Consider the following 19179-nt stretch of genomic DNA (forward strand, 5'->3'; position numbering starts at 1 on the left):
ATTAAGAATATGTTTCCCAAACCAGGTCGAATTTATATCATCAGGAAAATTTAATTAGTTGAATATCTCAAATTTATAGTGGTTAACGTTTCATTGAGATATGGATTTGTTTTATCAGGTTTGAATGCAACATAAACCTCATGATTCATGAGATGCTAAGGTAATATAGCAAAATCTGTAAGCCCAATAAAATTATTAAGATATAATTGTGAGTTAGTCTCTTTGATTAACTTTAAATTGATTCTTAAAGCAATTAAATTAAGGATAATTAAAAATTTTGGAAATAGTAGCATTGCCATATGCTGACTTACTGAGCTTCTCTAGATTCATTAGATTAAATTCCCCTATAATCTATTGATCTAGAGTGGATAGGAATCAATATATCACCTTTATTCTAGTGATATACATAGATATATGCTAATTAATAAACGCGAATTAAGCGGGATAAATCCCTGAATTTTTTATATAAACGAATCAAAGATTAATATTTTCTCAAGAATTTATCTATTTGTCTATATAGCAGTCATTAACTATTTAATAGATTTTTGATTGTATGAAAGCACAGCTTTTAGGGATGAGCCTTCATACACCATTTAGAATTACTATGATCTATTTAAATAAGATATTTAAAATAGGCAAAATTACTAAAGATAGAAAGTATTCACTATCTATTTAACCTTTTCTAGCCAATCCCTAGACCCTGACTAGTTAATCGCATGATTTCACGGGTACTGAATCCAATTTGGCTGAGGGATTCACCATAGCGAATAATAAAATCTTCAATTAGCAATTGCTTATTCATCCCAATTGTCATCGCATCAACTTCCACTTGATTGAGCATTCTCCAGATAATTGGTAAAACTTGATGGTTAGCAGATTCTATTTCCGCTTTGAAAGTTGTAAAATTTTCCTTGAGCCATGCTGCACCAAAATCAAGATGAAGATATTCATCAGCAACTACAGATTCAGTGATTTTACGCGCAAAATTATCAGCAACAGGAATGTAGTTGTTATAGGCTGCGATCGCAAAACATTCAATCACTAAAGACTGAATCAATAGACAAGTGGCAATTTGTTGATTGTTAGCAGCAATTTGAAAGACTTGACGCAAATCTGCAAAGAATTCTTCGGCAAATTTGAGATCGGGATGTACTTTAAGATTTTTGCCACAGGCTTCAAAGCTTTTGCGATGACGAAATTCCATTCTTCCTAAATGGATTAATTCTTCTGTATGTTCTGGGAGAAGTTGTGCTAAGCAGAGAAAATTATCATAGGCTTCCTGTTCTCCTTCAATCACAATGCCATTGATACGACTGAAACTATCGCGATAGGAATCACTATAAAAATCAAGGGATAGGTTTATGGGAACTGATGACATCAGTAGCTTTCCTTAGGTATTAATGCTTGGTTTTATAAATTTTATAACTGTATATTTGGGTATAAGGGTTAGAGGGGAAATAATTAGCAAGGGATATGCAGGAAAATAAAGAACCGATTTTTTGTGGCGAGGTGAAGCCTCGCCACAAAAAATTTGGCTCTTTTGCAGAACCCTAATGAGAAATATGAATTGGTAATGCTAAATAGGATGGGCGGATTACAAACTTATATGCAGTACACTCCTTCTCAAAATAATCTGCTTGGGAATAGCTGCGCAAATGTTGAGGGATTCTTGAACTTTTGGAACGTAGTACTTTACTTCTAATAGATAACCCCATTTGTGCGGTGCTTCGCGCCGAACAAATGGCAGAAAATGGTAAAAATCGCTAAGCGATTTTTACCATTTTCTGCCTTAGTTGAACTGACGTTAAATATTGATTCTTCCCAATCACGGTTTAGCATTTAGAGAATGTTTGAGAAGTTGTTACCCCCTCTAACTCCCCATTACAAAGCAGGGGGAGGATTTGAGTTTCCTCCTTTGTAAGGTGGGATTAAGGGGAGTAAAAGTAGAAATTTATGCTAAATAGGATAAGGATACTTCTCAAACACGCTCTTAGTCCCTAGCCCCTATTGGGGCGATCGCTATTGAACAATTTGACACATTTGTTATTAATGATTAGCTGTTATTAATGATTGATTTTACTGCCTTATTTTTTAGACTGATGATTTAAATATAGGATTAAGTTTTGATGGTTATCATGTCTATAATGATTTGTGAGGTGGGAGTAGTAAGTATTAACTGTACATATTGCTTTATAGATTTTCTTATCTAAGGGTGGACATTATTGGACATAGCTAGGCTCAAAATTTCCGAATTGAAGTCAGCCATTATTCGTAATCCTTTAATGGTTGATCTCAAAGCAACGGTTGCTGAAGCGATCGCACAAATGGTGGCTGGGCGATCGCAATGTTCTGTTGATTATGTGACTGGGCGATCGCAATGTTCTGTTGATTATGATACTCATAACAATTTTCATCGGATGGGGATCAGTTGTGTACTGATTGTTGAAGAGCATCAGGTCATCGGTATATTGACAGAACGCGATGTCGTGCGTCTAATTACTCAGTCACTTCCCATTGGTCGGTTGACTGTCAGCGATGTCATGACGCACCCTGTCATTACCTTGCGCGAGTCTGATTTCTCTGAAGTATTATCGGCAATTAACATCTTTCAGCAACACCACATTCGGCATCTACCCATCGTCGATGAGCAAGATCATTTAGTAGGACTGCTCACCCATGAGAGCCTCCGACAAGTCTTTCGTCCCTTTGAGCTATTGCGATTTCGACTTGTGTCGGAGGTGATGACTAGTCATGTTGTTTGTGCTAGCCCTCAGGCTTCGATGTGGGAAATCGCACAGCAAATGACGGAACATCAGGTAAGTTGTGTGGTTATTGTCGAACCCTTGCCAACGCAGACATCCTTACTTAAACCTGTGGGAATTTTGACTGAGAGGGATCTGGTGCAGTTGCAGTCTGAGGGGATTAATCTCAAACAGCAACTAGCAAATACGAGAATGAGCCGACCTGTCTTTACGGTTCAGCCTGATGATTCTCTTTGGGCAGTGCAGCAGCGAATGGAACAAAAATTAATTCGGCGGTTGGTGGTGACGGGGACACAGGGGGAACTGTTAGGACTTGTGACTCAAAGTAATGTCTTAAAGGTTTTCAATCCACTAGAAGTCTATAGTTTGGCGGAGATGCTCGAGGCGAGAGTACTCCAATTGGAGGCAGAGAAGGCGGATATTTTGGCAAGTCGTACTGCTGAATTAGAGAGACTGGTAGAGGAAAGAACAGCTTCTTTAAGGATTGCAGCAGAACGGGAAAGGCTCGTGGCAGAAATCGCCGATCGCATTCGGGTGTCTCTAGATCTACAAGAGATTTTAGATATTTGTGTGAGTGAGGTACGTGATTTCTTGCAATGTGATCGCGTATTGGTGTATCAATTTCAACCCGATTGGAGTGGGATCATTATTGCGGAGTCGGTAGCACAGGGATTGTCATTATCCCTCGGCAACCATATCCAAGATTCTTGCTTTCAAGAGCAAACGACGAATCTGTACAGTGATGATCAACCGATATTTCTGAATAATATCTACACCGCAGGCTATGCCGATTGTCATGTGCGGTTACTAGAGCAATATCAAGTCAAGGCAAATCTGGTGGTTCCGATTCGGGTGTCGGGGCAGTTATGGGGACTGCTAATCGGACATCAATGCCAAGAGTTTCGTCAATGGCAAACCAGTGATATTAGCCTCTTGCGGAATATCTCAGTACAATTAGCGATCGCCATTCAGCAATCCAATGCCTATCAACAACTTCAGGAACTCAACCAAGAGCTAGAGGCAAAAGTACAAGCGCAAACCCAAGAACTATTGCAAGTCAACAGTTTGCAACAGGCAATTCTCAATAGTACAGATTACGCAATTGTTTCCACTGACTTAAATGGCATTGTGAAAACCTTTAATGCAGGTGCAGAAAGGATGTCTGGTTATCAGGCGAGCGAACTGATTGATATTGCCAACATTTTATCTCTGCATGATCGTCAGGAATTAAGCGATCGGGCATCGGACACCTCTCAGGAATTGGGCGTAGAGATTACTGATAGTGAAATGTTAGGGGCGATGACGGGAAAAGGTGCAGAGCGGGAAGAGGAATGGATCAGTATTCGCAAAGATGGTTCGCGGTTTCCCTCGATCATATCGATCAAACCTCTCAAAGATACTAATGATCAAGTGATTGGCTTTGTCGGAATTGCTAGAGATATTACCGAGCAGAAAGCGATCGCATTCGATCGCCAACTTGCCGAAGCTGCTCTCAAAGAAAGTGAACACCGCTTCCGTCGCGTGTTTGAATCTAGTGTAGTGGGGAAGATATTTACGGACTTTAGTGGTCAGATTAATCAGGCAAACGATCGCTTTTTGGAAATGCTTGGCTATACCAGAGAGGAACTGGAGTCTGGGCAAATTAATTGGAAACAGATGACTCCCCCCGAATATGTGTCGCAGGATCTTGCCGCGATCGCCCATCTATCGACCCATGAATCAATTGCTCCTTGGGAAAAAGCCTACTATCACAAAGATGGTCATTATGTTTATGTGCTAGTGGGAGCTACGATGATCTCTGCTCAAGATTGTGTCGCTGTGATCGTGGATATTAGCGATCTCAAGAAATCAGAAAATGCCCTCAGAGAATCTCAACAATTTATCCAAACTGTTTTAGATAGTTTTCCCCTTGCCGTATTCTGGAAAGACTTGAATTCTGTATATCTTGGTTGTAATGAAATATTTTTGAAAACTACGGGATTCTCATCTACTTCAGAAATTGTGGGAAAAAATGACTTTGATTTTCCCTATACCTTAGATCAAGTCAGAAGTTTTCGAGCCGATGATCACCAAGTCATGCAATCTCGCATCCCCAAATATTTTATCGAAGAAAAGCTCACGATGCCAACGGGGGAGGCGCGTTGGCTGGAAACCAATAAAGTGCCACTGCAAGATTTGGAAGGTAATATCATTGGCGTATTGGGGACTTTTCAAGATATTACGCGCCGCAAACAAATTGAGCAGCAATTGCAGCAAAGTCGTGATCAATTCCAACGACTAGTGACTGATATCGGTGATCAATTCATCTTTTTTAGCCATTCTGGTACTGAGGGCATCCTGAACTATATTAGTGCTGGGAGTGCTCCAATATTGGGGCTTAAAAGCGAAGATGCCCTCGGCAAGTGTTGGGTGGAAATCGCTAAATGGCATTTGGAGGATCTGCAAAAGTCATTTGACATTGTGCAGCAAATGGCGACAGGCACGATCGATTTCCATCAATTGGATCTCCGATTTACCCATCCCGATGGGACAGAACGCACACTTAGGGTCTCAGCGCATCCTATTAGAGATAGTGAAGGCAATCTACTTGCTATTGAGGGACTAGGGGAAGATATTACTGAAAGCCACAAAGCCCAGCAATTACTCCTTGAGATGAATCAAAAGCTGGCAATATCTAATGAACAGCTTGAACGGGTTACCCGCCTTAAAGATGAATTTCTCGCTAATATGAGTCATGAACTTCGCACACCACTCAATGCGATTCTAGGGATTACAGAAGGTTTGCAAGAAGGAACCTTTGGGAGGCTTAATGCCCAGCAAGAGAAAATGTTGAAGATCGTAGCTAGTAGTGGCAGCCATTTACTAGATCTAATTAATGACATTCTTGATCTTGCCAAAATTGAAGCGGGTAAATTGCAATTAGAATGCCATCCTACCCATCTTGAACGGCTGAGCCAAGCCAGTGTAATGTTTGTCAAACAACAGGCAATGCAAAAAAATGTGCAATTGCAAGTTAAGTGTGCCAAGGCTCTGCCCGAAATCGCAATCGATGAACGACGTATCCGCCAAGTATTGATCAATCTTTTGAACAATGCTGTGAAATTTACATCAGATGGAGGTTCTGTTACCCTAGAAGTGACTTTACAAGAGGCAATACCAGAACAATCACCAAGCGCGATCGCAAATTCTGTCACTCACTGGGTTAGACTTGCGGTAATTGATACGGGTATTGGCATTGAATCTGAGGCTCTCAAAATGCTGTTTCAGCCCTTTATCCAAGTTGATAGCGCTCTCAACCGCCAATATGAGGGTACGGGCTTAGGATTAGCTCTAGTCAAACGGATCGTTGAGCTACATGGTGGATATGTTTCTGCTACTAGTCAAGTTGGTGTTGGCAGTTGCTTTGAAATCAAACTTCCCTATAACGAAAGAGCTACGCCGCTTCCTAAAAAATCATCAAAGGTATCATCATCAGATAAGGTTATTGGCAAGAGTGATGATACATCGCCCTCTCCTGTAATTTTACTCGCAGAAGATAATGAAGCAAATATCGTTACTCTAGTTAACTATTTAGTTGCTAAGGGCTACCGCATCATTGTCGCGAAGGATGGACAGGCAGCAATTGATCTGGTACAAATTGAGCAACCTGATCTCGTGCTGATGGATATTCAAATGCCAGTAATTGATGGTTTTGAGGCAATTAAACGCATTCGCAGCAAGCAGTTTACTATGCCAATCATTGCCCTCACGGCTCTAGCGATGACAGGCGATCGCGAAAAATGTTTAGCCGCAGGAGCTAATGACTATCTCAGTAAACCAATTAGGTTAAAACAGCTAACTACCTTGATAGAACAGTTGCTTAGTAAAGCGTAAAGGGATATTAGTCCATGCAAAATCAAGATTCTCCAGCAGTAGAAAGTATCTCTTGGACATCTGAGAAGGTGTTGCTATTAGCACCTGATGCCGCCTCTGCCAAAAATGGTAAAAGTCTAGCAACATTAAGTAAATGGAATGGACTAGGACAAGAACAACAGATAATTTGGGGAGAATGTCAAGGTAGCGGCAAAGCCCCATACCGCACTCAAATCGATTTATCGGAACCAGCCTTTCGCTGTAGTTGCCCCAGTCGTAAGTTTCCCTGTAAGCATGGACTAGGCTTGTTTTTATTACTGGTGAGTCATCCTACCTCTCTAACTAATGGAACGCCACCAGATTGGGTTTCTGATTGGATTACCTCTCGCGCTAAGCGGGAAGAAAAACAAAAGCAAAAAACTAGCGAACCTGAAAAAGTGGTTGATCCAGAGGCTCAAGCAAAACGTGTCAAGGCTAGATTCAACAAAGTTAAGACAGGAGTGCAGGATTTACAAATTTGGCTCAATGATTTAATCCGTCAGGGATTAACCGCAGTTCGTACTGAGTCGTACCAGTTTTGGGAGCAACCTGCGGCGCGAATGGTTGATGCTCAAGCCCCCAGTTTAGCGAGACAGCTACGAGATATTCCCAGTATCATTGCTTCTGGCAGGGGTTGGGAGTCGAGACTGTTAGCCAAATTAGGCAAATTACATTTACTTTTAGAAGGATTTCACCGTTTAGAATCTCTTCCCTTACCCATTCAAGCGGATATTCGTAATCAGATTGGTTGGACACAGAGTCAGTCAGAACTACTGGCTAACTTAGAGCAGGAGCCATCTACATCGAAAAATCTCCAACAGGATCTCTGGTTAGTCATCGGGCAACAAATGGAGATAGAAGATCGTTTGCGGGTGAGTCGGACTTGGCTATGGGGGAAACAGAGCCATCGTTATGCCCTATTTCTCCAATTTGCCCACGGTACTCAAGCCTTTGAGACAAATTTTCTATTAGGCAATTATCTAGATGCGGAACTAGCCTTTTTTGAGAGTGGCTATCCACTTCGCGCCATCATTAAAACCAGACAGAATCCACAATTGCTAGTATCCACCGCAGATCTAGTTGGCTATGCAACCATTGATTTAGCGATCGCCTCTTATAGTAGCGCCCTAGTGAAAAATCCTTGGTTAGAGCGCTTTCCCCTCACCCTTCAACAGGTTATCCCCATCCATAACGAGGGCAAATGGTTTATCCGCGATCGCGCTGCTAATCTGTTACCCATATCAGCACGGTTTGAGCGTGGCTGGACGATCTTAGCCCTAAGTGGTGGACATCCTGTAACCATCTTTGGCGAATGGAATAGCAATGATTTTTATCCCTTGAGTATTTGGGTAGGAGAGAAGTTTTATGTCGCTTGAATCTTCACTATTGCAAACTATTACGGCAACTGCCCTCATAGGAACCCAGAGACAGCCCTTTACTCCCATTAGTACCGATGGCAATCTGGGGCAGCTACTAGCGAATGTTGATGCTACCAATCAAGAGGCAGCTTTGCTGAGCACTGTGGCGATCGCCACGATGTACCAACAAGCAGGACAATTACCCATCACCAATCACCAATTACCAATTCCTGAACCTTGCGAATTAGAGGATTTACCCTGTTGTAGCGATCGCACTGGTTACTATCTATCCTTGATGCTCAATGGTGAACATCAGCAATTACTGCCCGAACTGCTCGAGCGCCTAGCTGATCTTGGTCAAAGGGTTCATGAAACTAGCTTGCCGAGCTTACTGGACTTAGGTAAGAGGCAGTCGGATCTGCGAGAGGCGATCTCTCAGGTATTGGGTAAACGGGGACAATGGTTAGCGGCGCAAAATCCTGAATGGAACTATGTAGCGAGTGAGGATGAAACGGTATGGGAAACGGGTAGCAAGGCGGCGCGGTTAATGTGGCTGACGAAATTGCGTCGTCAAGAACCTGACCAAGCAAGGCAACTGCTAGAGTCAACATGGAAGCAGGAAAGTGCTAGCGATCGCACTGCCTTTTTGGAAGTTCTGGGAACTGGTTTAAGCATGGCGGATGAGCCTTTTCTAGAAGAATTGCTTGATGATCGCAGTAAGGAAGTGCGGCGCGTTACCGTTGATTTGCTGACTTGTTTGCCTGAGTCAAGATTTTGCCAAAGAGCGATCGCTAGAGTTCAGGATTTAATCAAATTGCAGCATGAAGGGAATCAGCAGTATTTTACGGTTGATTTGCCTGAAGTGCATACGCCTGAGATGCTGAGGGATGGGATTGAGGCGAAAAGTAATGATAGTCAAGTAGGCGATCGCGCTTCGTGGTTATTAAAGATGCTGACATCAACGCCGTTATCTTTCTGGAATCAGCATTTGACGATGTCTATTGAGGATTTAGTGAAGACGGCTAATCATTCCCAAAGCGATCGCTTAATCCTGCAAGGATGGATTGCGGCGGCTCAGAAAACAGGGAATTTAGTTTGGCTGCAAGCCTTGGTTGAGTTTAGCCAAGAGGAGGAGGTTAATCGCATTGCTGGTCAGCCTTTGGTCGATAGTCTTATTTTAGATTCTCAACAACAAGACGCAGCGATCCACTTGCTCAAAAACTCTGATTTAGCCTTTAGTAATCTTTTTAAGTCACTTCTCTTTAGGAATAAAGCAATCTGGAATGAAGAATTAAGTGCGATCGTTCTTGAAGTAATTATCACCACTCTGGATCGATTTATCACCACTTCTCAATTAATAAGTAACTATTGGAATATCAGTGAATTTATTCGTGATGCAGCGAAATATATAGCTCCATCGCTGATTCTTTCGGCTAAGGATCAAGCACTTGATGTTATTCAAGGGTTACAGAATCTTACTCTAGATTCTGAAAATAAAAGAGAACTGAGGGAATTGGAATATACGCAAACAACATTACACAAATCCATTAAACAATTTGTAGATTTATTGCAAATCAGACAGGAAATGTTTGAGTCAATTACTAATTTTACATGGAAGTCTTGAAGACAAAAAATCGCGGACTTTAAAGTGTTGATTACCTGTAACCCTATAGATTCGTGTATCTAGCCAAATCTTTCCACATAACATCAGCTACGAATCATGAAATTCTAACTCGTAATTCGTAATTCGTAATTCGTAATTAATCAATTCTCGTAATCAAAGCCGCACTATCAACCCTCCCCCAAAAATATCCCATCTCGTCGCTGGCGCGTTTGGCTCTGTCGGCTTCACGTCTGGCGGTAATGCGATCGCCTTCGCGCCAATGGAGCCATGCTAGGGCAATGCGAAGATTTGCTTCATAAATGCGATAACCGCTAGTAGTGGCATAGGTCAGGGCTTCGTCGAGATATTGTCGTGCTAGTACCAGATCGTTCTCATTTCTAGGATTCTCATTGGTGCGGAGGGAAAGCATATAGCATTGCTCTGTTTGGGAATGGAGAATTGCTTGCAACACATCTTGCGAAATTGGAATTAGCCCTAGACCCACCAACCAGCGACCATAACCTAGCAAGGCTTCAATGAGAACGGCACGCAAGGAAATACTGCGGGCAATTTTGAGGGCTTCGGCATAATGAACTTGAGGATCGATGCCAAGATCGCCGAGAACTCGATGCGATTGGCTGATCTTGTCTAACCAGTTATTTTGCTTGCAAATTTCGAGATTTGCCTCTGTGACTCGCCGCGCATAGTCCGCTTCACCATACCTTAACAAGTATTCCGCGTGTTGAATTCCCCACAAGCTGTACAGATATTGTTTGGACGGATAGATCTCATAATCTAATGCCTCGGCTTGCTGGAATGACTCACCTGCGGTAGTTCCATCTCCTTGCAAAAATGCTGCATAAGCGAGATAGGCGAGTGAATGGCTTTTGTAATCTTTATTCTCGGCGCGATCGCTTAGGACGATCGCCTCACGCGCTGACTCAGCAATTGCCGTCAAACCGCCGAGATAGGTATACAAACCTGCTAGGTTTTGATATCCCATACTGGCATTTTTCCAATCTGATTGAGCGAAATTAAGAGGTAACTTCCGCTCGTAAAAAGGAGTTGCTTCTCGCAAGCGTCCCAAGCTCATGAGGCAGAGGGCGATCGCATTCAGGATAAAGGCTTTAATACTCGGTTGACTTACCTGCGGATCTTGGAATGTGTCGCCCTGTGGAAAAAACTCTTGCATGAGAGCAAGATAAGTTTCATAAGCACTGAGTTTATGGGCAAGGACAGAGCTAGTCTTCTGATCGATCCGCTCCCAATAAATATCATAGTAAGCCTCATCATACTCACCCACCTGACAAGCATGATGTACCGCTTCAATCAACGGTGCAAGTTGATCGAGTGTTGGCACTTCAGGCATTTCTCCCGCAATGTCGAGATACCATTTCTTAATTCGATTATGGAATGCCTGCACTACCTCAATCGGCTTCTCTTTCAGCCGCTCTAAATAATGCGCCCTAATCAACGGATGCGTCGTATAGTGCTGCAATCGGTTATCGTAGCGCAACATCCGATAGTTCACTAACTGATTTAAAATTCCATTTGCCCCCCCTAAAACCGACAATGCTGCCTCCTTCACTGGCAAACGGAACGCACTAAAACATTCCATCACCTCCCGTTCCGCTTCAGACAAATGCTCATCATAGCGCCGCAACACTCGCCGCACGCGGTCATACCGCCCCTCCCGCGCCAACGGAACCGCAATCTCTCTAATGGCTCGCACATCCCCCGCAAACCTCTCCACCAGATAAGTTCCCAACAAACTCAACACCAACGCATAACCATCCCAATCGCGCACCACCCGCCTTAGCACCGCCGCCTCACCCCGCACACCCAACTTTTGCAACAACTCACACCCCTCCCCATCCGTCAACCGTTCCACATCCCGATGCACAAACGTCGTCAGATCGATCAGATCGAACAACGGCGCACGACTCGTCACCACACAAAACGCCTCATTCTCTCCCTTAGCCAAAGTTCGCAACCACTCCCGCAGATCGGGACTTTTGAGCAAACCATAATCATCGCCGCTCTCATGCTGCAACACCTCCAACCCATCCAATACAAACAGATAGCGCCCACCCTTCCGTAAAACCGAATTAATCAACCGAATCTTTTCACTCGCTGACTTGTATTCGCTAATGTCAATCAAATCGCCAACCAGAAACTCAGCCAACGCCTCAAAAAACTCATCAATACCACCATTCTCATAAAATCCCCACCAGAAAACTGCTTGCGGTTTGTTATTCGATGACAACACATTTTCAACCCACCGCCGTGCCACACTACTCTTACCCTCACCCCCAAACCCAATCAATTCCACAATCCGCCGCGCTGGATCGCCCCAATCCTCATCCAAAGCTTGCAACAATTCCACCCGTCCGACCCATTCATCCAAGATCGGCGGCGCATTTACCAGTTTTTCCTTGAGCTTAGGCATGGCAATATTATCCGTCATTGGTGCTGTAGTCATTGGCACTGTATCCGCCTCCGTTACCCCATCCTCATTACTCATCGACAAGGCGATCGGTGGCAAAGCCAACACCCGCACATTCACCGCCCAAGCCGTATCCCGATCCTTCCCCGTCGCATCAGGAAACCAAGTTTCTGAGATAATCCCCACCACGCGATCGCGCTCCAAATCCAGCACCGCCGCACCACTCATCCCACTATTGATCTGGCTCGACTCCAACTGAATCGGATCGCATCGTAAAACATAACCATTCGGCGGTTCCACATCCCCTAAAATTTTGCCCTCTGCCAAGCCGCCTGAATATTTCTCTAACGGACGATAGCCATAACTCCGAAAGCGATTTCCTATCGAATCATCCGCGCCATCAAGTCGTGCAGGTTGCATCTTGTCTGGCAAGAAAAATGGCTTATTCTCATCGCCCAATTGCAATAACACCACATCATCATCGCAATCCTCAAAGCAGCCAATCACCCTTGCCAGCCATTTTTGACGTGATAGCGCGAAGTACACACCTAGTTCTACACCTTGACAAACGCTCTCAGTCACCGCCTTCACCACATGAACGCAAGTCACCGCCAAGCCATTTTCAGAAATAACAAACCCAGTGCCAACAATCTCTCCATCACTCACAGAGCGATGAATTTGCAGCGTAAACTCGCGGGGATTTTGGATGCGAACGTTTGCCATTTGTATTGAATATCCTATTTATTCAACTTATGTAGAAGTTTCTAATCCCCAAGATCATTCTAAGATCTCATCAATAACCCCTCCCTAGCCCTCCCCTTGCAAAGGGGAGGGAACAAGATTTCTAGTCTTCCCCCTTTGCAAGGGGGAATTAAAGGGGGTTTTTAAGAATTGTGTGTACAAGGTAGCCCACAGGAGAGCAGAACAAGAAAATTAGTTTGGGTTTCTCCCCTTCTCCTGCGGGAGAAGGGGTTGGGGGATGAGGGCAAATCTTTATTCTTTATCTCTATTCCAGACCAGCTTCACCTTGAGGCTACCCTCAGCGCCAGCACTCGCTAACAAAGCACCCGCCTTAGCATCCAACTTAATCCCAAACTCCACCTCCACCTGTGACGGCTTATTTGCCATCGTGTCAAGCATCGCGATCGTGCGATTTGCCATTAACCGAATTGTCCCCATCGCTGCATTCACAGACCGTTGTGACTGCTCCACCAACTGCTTGCTAATCTCTTCAGGCGATATCGATCTAACCTGTCCCACCGATCCGCCAACACCTTTAAAATCCACCAAAATAATTTCGAGATTATCTTCAGGCAAATCAGTCATGAGTTTTCCTAATTCTTGAAAGTTATTGCGATCGATTATATCGCTTTATTCTCATAATCTTTATGGCATTAATTTTCTCAAAATATAAAGAAACTCGGCAAATTTTTTAACTAGGCGATCGCCTACAATAACGTTATTAGCAAGACATCTCTCCCCAACAAAAAGACAGTCTGTTATGTTTCAAACTGCATCTAAAATAATAACCTTTGAAGAGTTTCTGGATTGGTATCCAGATGGCTATGGTCGTTATGAACTATATGATGGAGCAATTGTTGAGATGCAGCCAACGGGAACCCATGAACAAGTAAGTGGCTTTACAGCATCCAAACTTGCTATAGAGATCGATCGCCTCTCAATGGATTGCTTTATCCCTCGCCAAGCATTTATCAAACTATCTGATTCCAATAAATCTGGATATATCCCCGATGTAATCGTCCTCAATCAAACAGGACTAGAGCTAGAACCGATGTGGAAAAAGCGTTCTACTATTACTAAGGGGGAAACAGTTCGCCTAATAATTGAAGTAGTCAGTACGAATTGGCAAGACGATTATTTGACAAAATTGCGTGACTATGAAGCATTACAAATTCCTGAATATTGGATTATTGATTATTTAGGTTTGGGTGGGAGGCGCTATATTGGTTTTCCAAAGCAACCCACTTTAACAATTTATCGACTAGTTGATGGCGAATATGAGGTACAACAATTTAGAGGTAGCGATCGCCTAATTTCCATCGCCTTCCCCCAACTAAACCTAACTACAGAACAAATTTTTAACTCTGCAAATCTAGGCATATAAAATACTGCCAATCTAATAAACCTATCAACAAGCATCATGCAACTACTTAGCCGCCGCAACATCCGCCTGTTTTTAATCCTCTTTGCAATTACAGTGGCAGGTTTTGCGCTTGGATGGTTTATATTTTTGCGTCCTGAAGTCACCAGTTTAAATAAACCTGCACAAGTAGCAGGATCGAGTCTGCAAAATATCACCCTCACCGAATTTGATGCAGATGGCAAATTGCTTTGGGAAATAACTTCTAAACAAGCAAATTATCGCCAAGATCGCAAAATTGCCGATGTCCAAGATGTAAAAGGGAAATTCTATCGCAATGGCGAGCCTCTGATGGAGGCAACGGGCAATAAAGGAACAATCGATCAGGTCTCTAAGGAGATTTCCCTAGAAGGCAATATTAAAGCGATCGCTATCCAAGAAAAGATCAATATGAAAGCTGATCGCATGGTCTGGAAGTCAGAGCTAGATGTGCTGAAGGCGACAGGCAATATTCAGATCGATAAGCCTAGTGACAAAGTAACCATGACAGGCAAGGAGTTAACGGCTAAACCTAGCACCAATGTCTATAGCCTAGAGAAAAAAGTGGTTGTTACTGCCGTTGAGCCACCTTTGGAAATGAAGAGTGAGAAAATTACTTGGGATGCCAAGGGCGATCGCGTTTTTACAGAGTCTCCCCTTTCAGTAATTCAGATCAAAGATAAATTGCAACTAACTTCTAATAAAGGTAGTTGGGATATTCAGAAAAAGGAAGTCACTTTTACAGGCGATATCAAGGCGAAAGATCCCAAATTGGATGTAGATATCGAGGCTGCCCAAGCAATCTGGAATCTTGACAAGAAGCTAGTGACGCTACCCGTAGCCTTTACAGGAACTAGCAAAAGTCGCGGCATCATTGTCAAAGCCGAAAAGGGAGAAGCACAACTGGAAAAAGAACAGATCAATCTCACAGGACAAGTCTCCGCAAGTTTTAGTTCGACACAGGGTACTGTCAATGCCGATAAGGTGGAATGGCTAATTCCTACGAAAACGATTACAGCCACTGGCAATATCAACTATCGCCAGCCCGATAAAAATCTCAATGTCAAAGGCGATCGCGCCGTGGCAAATCTGGAATCTCAAACAGTCACCGTCACAGGCACAAATGTTCTCTCAACATTAACTCCTTAACGTGAGTTCGATAAAGCCATTTGCGCGGCGCTTCGCGCCGCGCAAATGGCGAAAAATGGTAACTCCTTAACGCGAGTTCGGGATAATTTGAAACAGGCTTTGAGAGATAGTTTGCATAGAAAGCCATCTCTCAAAGCCCAAAGCCTTACTATTACTACGCAAGGCTTTTACCTTTAGACTTTTAAAAATCGTGCCATGATCAACATTAATTTGTGGGTGATTGCTTATTGGCACAAAGAAGCATTCTTTGCATAGGTCATAGGGCTTAGGACACATTGCCAATATCAGCGATCGCTAAAATTAAGCCAAACAAAAAGAGGTGCAAACAATGTTTGCACCTCTTTTTCGTGAAATAACTTAGTTGTTATTGAACAATCACTTTACCTTGCATACCAGCACCACGGTGAGGAGAGCAATAGTAAGAGAATTCACCAACCTCATTGAAGGTGGACTCTAGCTCAGCCTTAGGCTTTTGAGCCAACTTCTTGTGAGAAAGTTCTTCATGACCATCAAACACAATATTGTGAGGGAATGCCTTGTTATTTACCCACTTGACAGTATCACCAGCTTTAATTGTTACCACTTTAGGCTCGAATACGAGCTGACCACCATCAGACCCCATCTTCACGGTGACGGTATCAGCAGAAGCAGAGGAAACTGACATGAAGAAGCTACCAACAACAAGAACGAGGCTGGCGATCAAAAGACCAAGCTTTTTCGCAAATGCAGAAATATTCATGATTAATTACCGACTAAAATTCAACTGAAGTTGCAGAAATTCGACTCGACTCGAATTAAATGAGACTAAAACACGTAGAGAAAGCTATAGAAATTAGCTTTGGGGGAATCGAAATGTAACGTATGAGTAGTACGCTACATTATTCGTTTAATAGTATATCTTTCCGCCGCCCCAACCAATACCTCTGACTTTAGGTTGGTAGAGGATATAGCCTGCAATTAGCTTGAGGTCATTGTCGGTAAGACCACGCATGGTGGGGAAAATATCGGTGCTCTTGAGGCTGGGGTGAACATCATAGATTTCAGTTACACCATCATAGGTAGTAGGTTTCTTCATGAAATCTACCAAGCCTAGAATGTTGTTACGGGCTGGGTATGCACCTGCAAGAGATTCGGGAGAGAGGTTAACGTTAGGATTGGTAAAGGTTGCACCGCCGAGGTGGCAGTTAGCACAAGCATTTTGAAATAATTTTTTGCCCTTAGCAAGATCCTTGGGGGTTAGGACAATATTAGTGGTTTCGTTAAGGGGAAGAGTACGCAATTCGATAGGAATATCGGAAGCGCTGACACTGGGGGTAAAAAGCTGGAAGGCAACCATTACAAAAGCGATCGCCGCAGCTAGATATTTAAAAACATTTTTGTTCATAATTACGGAGATAATTTAGTTAATCTAAGTTTATCTAAAAGAAATTAATCTAATTTTAAAGATTTATTGCGATTGACTAATCACGGTTAATCTTTAGGTGTTTTAGAATTTTGGGCTTCAGATGCCATGATGACGGCTTTTGCATCTTCCAAAGCGAGTTTGGTTTCTGCATCTTGGTAAGCGATCCCTAGTTGATCGCAAAGTTTAAATACAGCCTCAATAGTGAGTTTGTAGTCTTCAGCGATCTCAGTGATCGAATAATCAGCAAAGCCCATAGCAATACTCGTATCTAGTTAATTCTAGAGATGTTTGTGCTATTTTCTCATGCAAACGTTAAGACAAAAAACAAAAAGTAGAGGCGGCACTTTATACCACCTCTACTTTTTGTTTGGGAATGTAATTTAACGTCAGTTCGACGAAGGCGGAAAATGGGAAAAATCGCTAAGCGATTTTTCCCATTTTCCGCCATTTGTGCGGCGCGAAGCGCCGCACAAATGGCGGTATCGAACTCACGTTAATTTAAGCGATCGCCGATCCATCGACTACATCCTGCCAACGCCCATTACCCACGGCTCTAATTGCTTCAGGTAATTGGATTGCGCCTGTGTAAATTGACTTACCCACGATCGCCCCTTTGACACCGACGGATTCTAAGGACAGCAGATTTAACAAATCGGTAATCGAACTGATACCACCAGAGGCAATGACAGGCACATCAACATTTTCCGCAAGTTGGCGTAAAGCCTCGATATTTGGTCCTTGCATTGTCCCATCACGATGAATGTCGGTATAGATAATTCCTGCGACACCAATCGAGGTCATGCGTCTAGCCAAATCCACCGCCATGACTTCTGAAGTCTCTAGCCAGCCTCGCGTAGCAACTTTGCCATCACGGGCATCGATACCAATCATGATTTGTTCAGGAAATTCTGCACAAATATCGGCGATCAGTTGTGAGTTCTCTACGGCTGCTGTGCCTAAAATGACGCGACTAACACCAGAGTGCAGCACGGACAGGATACTTTCGCGATCGCGCAAGCCACCACCCATCTGTACACGCATGGGGATGGAACGGGCGATCGCCTCAATTACCTTCAAATTTTGGGGCTTGCCTACCTTTGCACCATCTAAATCAACTACATGCAAATACTTAGCGCCTTGACTGTACCAGCGTTGGGCAACCTCTACAGGGTCTTCACCAAATACTTCTGACTGTTGATAATCCCCTTGATAGAGCCTTACACAGCGTCCATCTAAAATATCAATTGCGGGAATTACATCCATAATTTTTACCTACGATCCCAGAAGCTTATTCTATCTAGATTTAGCGATCGCGGTATAGTACAAATCAAGGAAAAACCAATTTAGTAGTTTTCGCGCCTACGGCGCGAAAACTACTAAATTGGTTTTTATGCAGCTTTTATTTTAAATTTGTCTCTATGAAATCGCCTAAGCAGTCAGTATCGCAACGGTTAATGTCTATTGGTATCGTGATTAGCGTTATCTTTTTGCTGATGGCGATCGTTTCACCTCTACTTCAAGCTTTCGGGCTGTTAAATCCGAGTGAATTTCTCAGCTATCCGATCCACGAAGCCCCCTCAGCACAGCATTGGTTCGGGACAGATTTACAGGGGCATGATGTATTTGCCAGAACGATCGCTGGCGCAGGTGTGGCATGGCAAGTCACGCTAGCCTCGACAATCATTAGCTTAGCGATCGGCGTACCCTTGGGGATGCTAAGCGGCTACAAGGGCGGCTGGCTCGATCGCGGTTTAGTCTTTCTCATGGATGCACTCTACACCTTGCCCAGTCTATTGCTCTCACTGACGATCGCTTTTGTGGTCGGTGCAGGTGTCTGGAATGCAGCGATCGCCCTCAGCGTTGCCTATATCCCCCAATATTTTCGGGTAATCCGCAACCAAACCGTAAGCACGAAAACCGAAGTTTATATCGAAGCGGCTCAAGCGATCGGTGCGGACACAAAAACTATCTTAATGAAATATCTCGCGCCCAATGTGATCCAAAGCTTACCCGCAATTTTCACCCTCAATGCCGCCGATGCCATTCTGACGATCGCTGGTTTAGGATTTTTAGGTTTAGGCATCCCCGAAGATGTACCTGAATGGGGTCACGATCTCAAACAAGCTCTCGATGCGCTCTCAACTGGTGAAAATATCTGGTGGACAACGGTTTTCCCTGGTTTGGCGATTACTTTTATGGCGATCGGTTTATCGCTAGTTGGTGAAGGTTTGACTCAGAGATTTAGTAGCAAGAAAACTGAAGGTTAGCTATAATTTTTATCGATATAAATTTAGTGCTACAGAATGTGTCAAATTGAAAATTCTTTGATTTTCTTTCTGGGAAAGAGTTGGAAGGGTATATTAAAGCTTAAAAATTTTCTGTAGCTCTTTTCAATCTCGCATAGGTACGCCATTTTGAATTTCAG

At 43.4% G+C, this 19179-nt stretch carries 13 protein-coding genes; 6 read left to right on the plus strand and 7 right to left on the minus strand.

Annotated elements, in window-relative coordinates; all coding sequences use genetic code 11:
- Nucleotides 1–682: 682 nt before the first annotated feature.
- Nucleotides 683–1378: an aldehyde oxygenase (deformylating) gene (locus NMG48_RS07405; RefSeq protein WP_271254638.1), complete on the minus strand. Its 696-nt coding sequence runs from the start codon at nt 1376–1378 to the stop codon at nt 683–685.
- 874 nt (nt 1379–2252) lie between these two features.
- Between NMG48_RS07405 and NMG48_RS07410 the strand changes: the two genes are divergently transcribed.
- From NMG48_RS07410 to NMG48_RS07420, 3 genes are read left to right on the plus strand one after another with little or no spacing between them, the layout of a single operon-like run.
- A complete protein-coding gene (locus tag NMG48_RS07410; RefSeq protein ID WP_271254639.1) occupies nt 2253–6635 on the plus strand; it encodes a PAS domain S-box protein in 4383 nt (1460 codons plus the stop codon).
- 14 nt (nt 6636–6649) lie between these two features.
- Nucleotides 6650–8029 carry an SWIM zinc finger family protein gene (locus NMG48_RS07415; protein ID WP_271254640.1) on the plus strand — a complete coding sequence of 460 codons (1380 nt, stop codon included), beginning with the start codon at nt 6650–6652 and terminating at the stop codon, nt 8027–8029.
- Entirely contained in the window at nt 8019–9635 is a 1617-nt protein-coding gene (locus tag NMG48_RS07420; RefSeq protein WP_271254641.1) for a DUF5691 domain-containing protein, read from the plus strand. The genes NMG48_RS07415 and NMG48_RS07420 overlap by 11 nt, the downstream gene beginning before the upstream one ends.
- Before the next feature lie 136 nt (nt 9636–9771).
- On the opposite strand, the gene NMG48_RS07425 is transcribed toward NMG48_RS07420, so the two are convergent.
- Both NMG48_RS07425 and NMG48_RS07430 read right to left on the minus strand, forming a co-directional pair.
- Nucleotides 9772–12783: a S1 family peptidase gene (locus NMG48_RS07425; protein ID WP_271254642.1), complete on the minus strand. Its 3012-nt coding sequence runs from the start codon at nt 12781–12783 to the stop codon at nt 9772–9774.
- Between the two features lie 270 nt (nt 12784–13053).
- Complete coding sequence (locus tag NMG48_RS07430) at nt 13054–13386, minus strand: CU044_2847 family protein (protein ID WP_271254643.1); 333 nt, start codon at nt 13384–13386, stop codon at nt 13054–13056.
- Nucleotides 13387–13561: 175 nt separating this feature from the next.
- On the opposite strand from NMG48_RS07430, the gene NMG48_RS07435 reads away from it, so the two are divergent.
- Together NMG48_RS07435 and lptC are read left to right on the plus strand one after the other, a co-directional pair.
- The gene (locus tag NMG48_RS07435; RefSeq protein WP_271254644.1) at nt 13562–14185 is read left to right on the plus strand and encodes a Uma2 family endonuclease; all 624 of its coding nucleotides are present in this window, start codon (nt 13562–13564) and stop codon (nt 14183–14185) included.
- A 36-nt stretch (nt 14186–14221) separates the two neighbouring features.
- Nucleotides 14222–15349 (plus strand): LPS export ABC transporter periplasmic protein LptC, encoded by a 1128-nt coding sequence (lptC, locus tag NMG48_RS07440; RefSeq protein WP_271254645.1) that lies wholly within the window; start codon nt 14222–14224, stop codon nt 15347–15349.
- 364 nt (nt 15350–15713) lie between these two features.
- Here lptC and petE read toward each other — a convergent pair whose 3' ends face one another.
- From petE to hisA, 4 genes are all read right to left on the minus strand, one after another.
- Nucleotides 15714–16088: a plastocyanin gene (petE, locus tag NMG48_RS07445; protein ID WP_271254646.1), complete on the minus strand. Its 375-nt coding sequence runs from the start codon at nt 16086–16088 to the stop codon at nt 15714–15716.
- Nucleotides 16089–16235: 147 nt separating this feature from the next.
- Entirely contained in the window at nt 16236–16733 is a 498-nt protein-coding gene (gene psbV / locus NMG48_RS07450; RefSeq protein WP_126389696.1) for a photosystem II cytochrome c-550, read from the minus strand.
- A gap of 86 nt (nt 16734–16819) precedes the next feature.
- Nucleotides 16820–17008: a translation initiation factor IF-2 gene (locus NMG48_RS07455; RefSeq protein WP_271254647.1), complete on the minus strand. Its 189-nt coding sequence runs from the start codon at nt 17006–17008 to the stop codon at nt 16820–16822.
- 244 nt (nt 17009–17252) lie between these two features.
- Entirely contained in the window at nt 17253–18017 is a 765-nt protein-coding gene (gene hisA, locus NMG48_RS07460) for a 1-(5-phosphoribosyl)-5-[(5-phosphoribosylamino)methylideneamino]imidazole-4-carboxamide isomerase (RefSeq protein WP_169363372.1), read from the minus strand.
- A 155-nt stretch (nt 18018–18172) separates the two neighbouring features.
- Between hisA and NMG48_RS07465 the strand changes: the two genes are divergently transcribed.
- Nucleotides 18173–19021 (plus strand): ABC transporter permease, encoded by an 849-nt coding sequence (locus NMG48_RS07465; RefSeq protein ID WP_271254648.1) that lies wholly within the window; start codon nt 18173–18175, stop codon nt 19019–19021.
- The last annotated feature ends 158 nt before the right edge of the window (nt 19022–19179 follow it).

It is taken from the genome of Pseudanabaena sp. Chao 1811, from assembly GCF_027942295.1.
GTDB lineage: Bacteria > Cyanobacteriota > Cyanobacteriia > Pseudanabaenales > Pseudanabaenaceae > Pseudanabaena.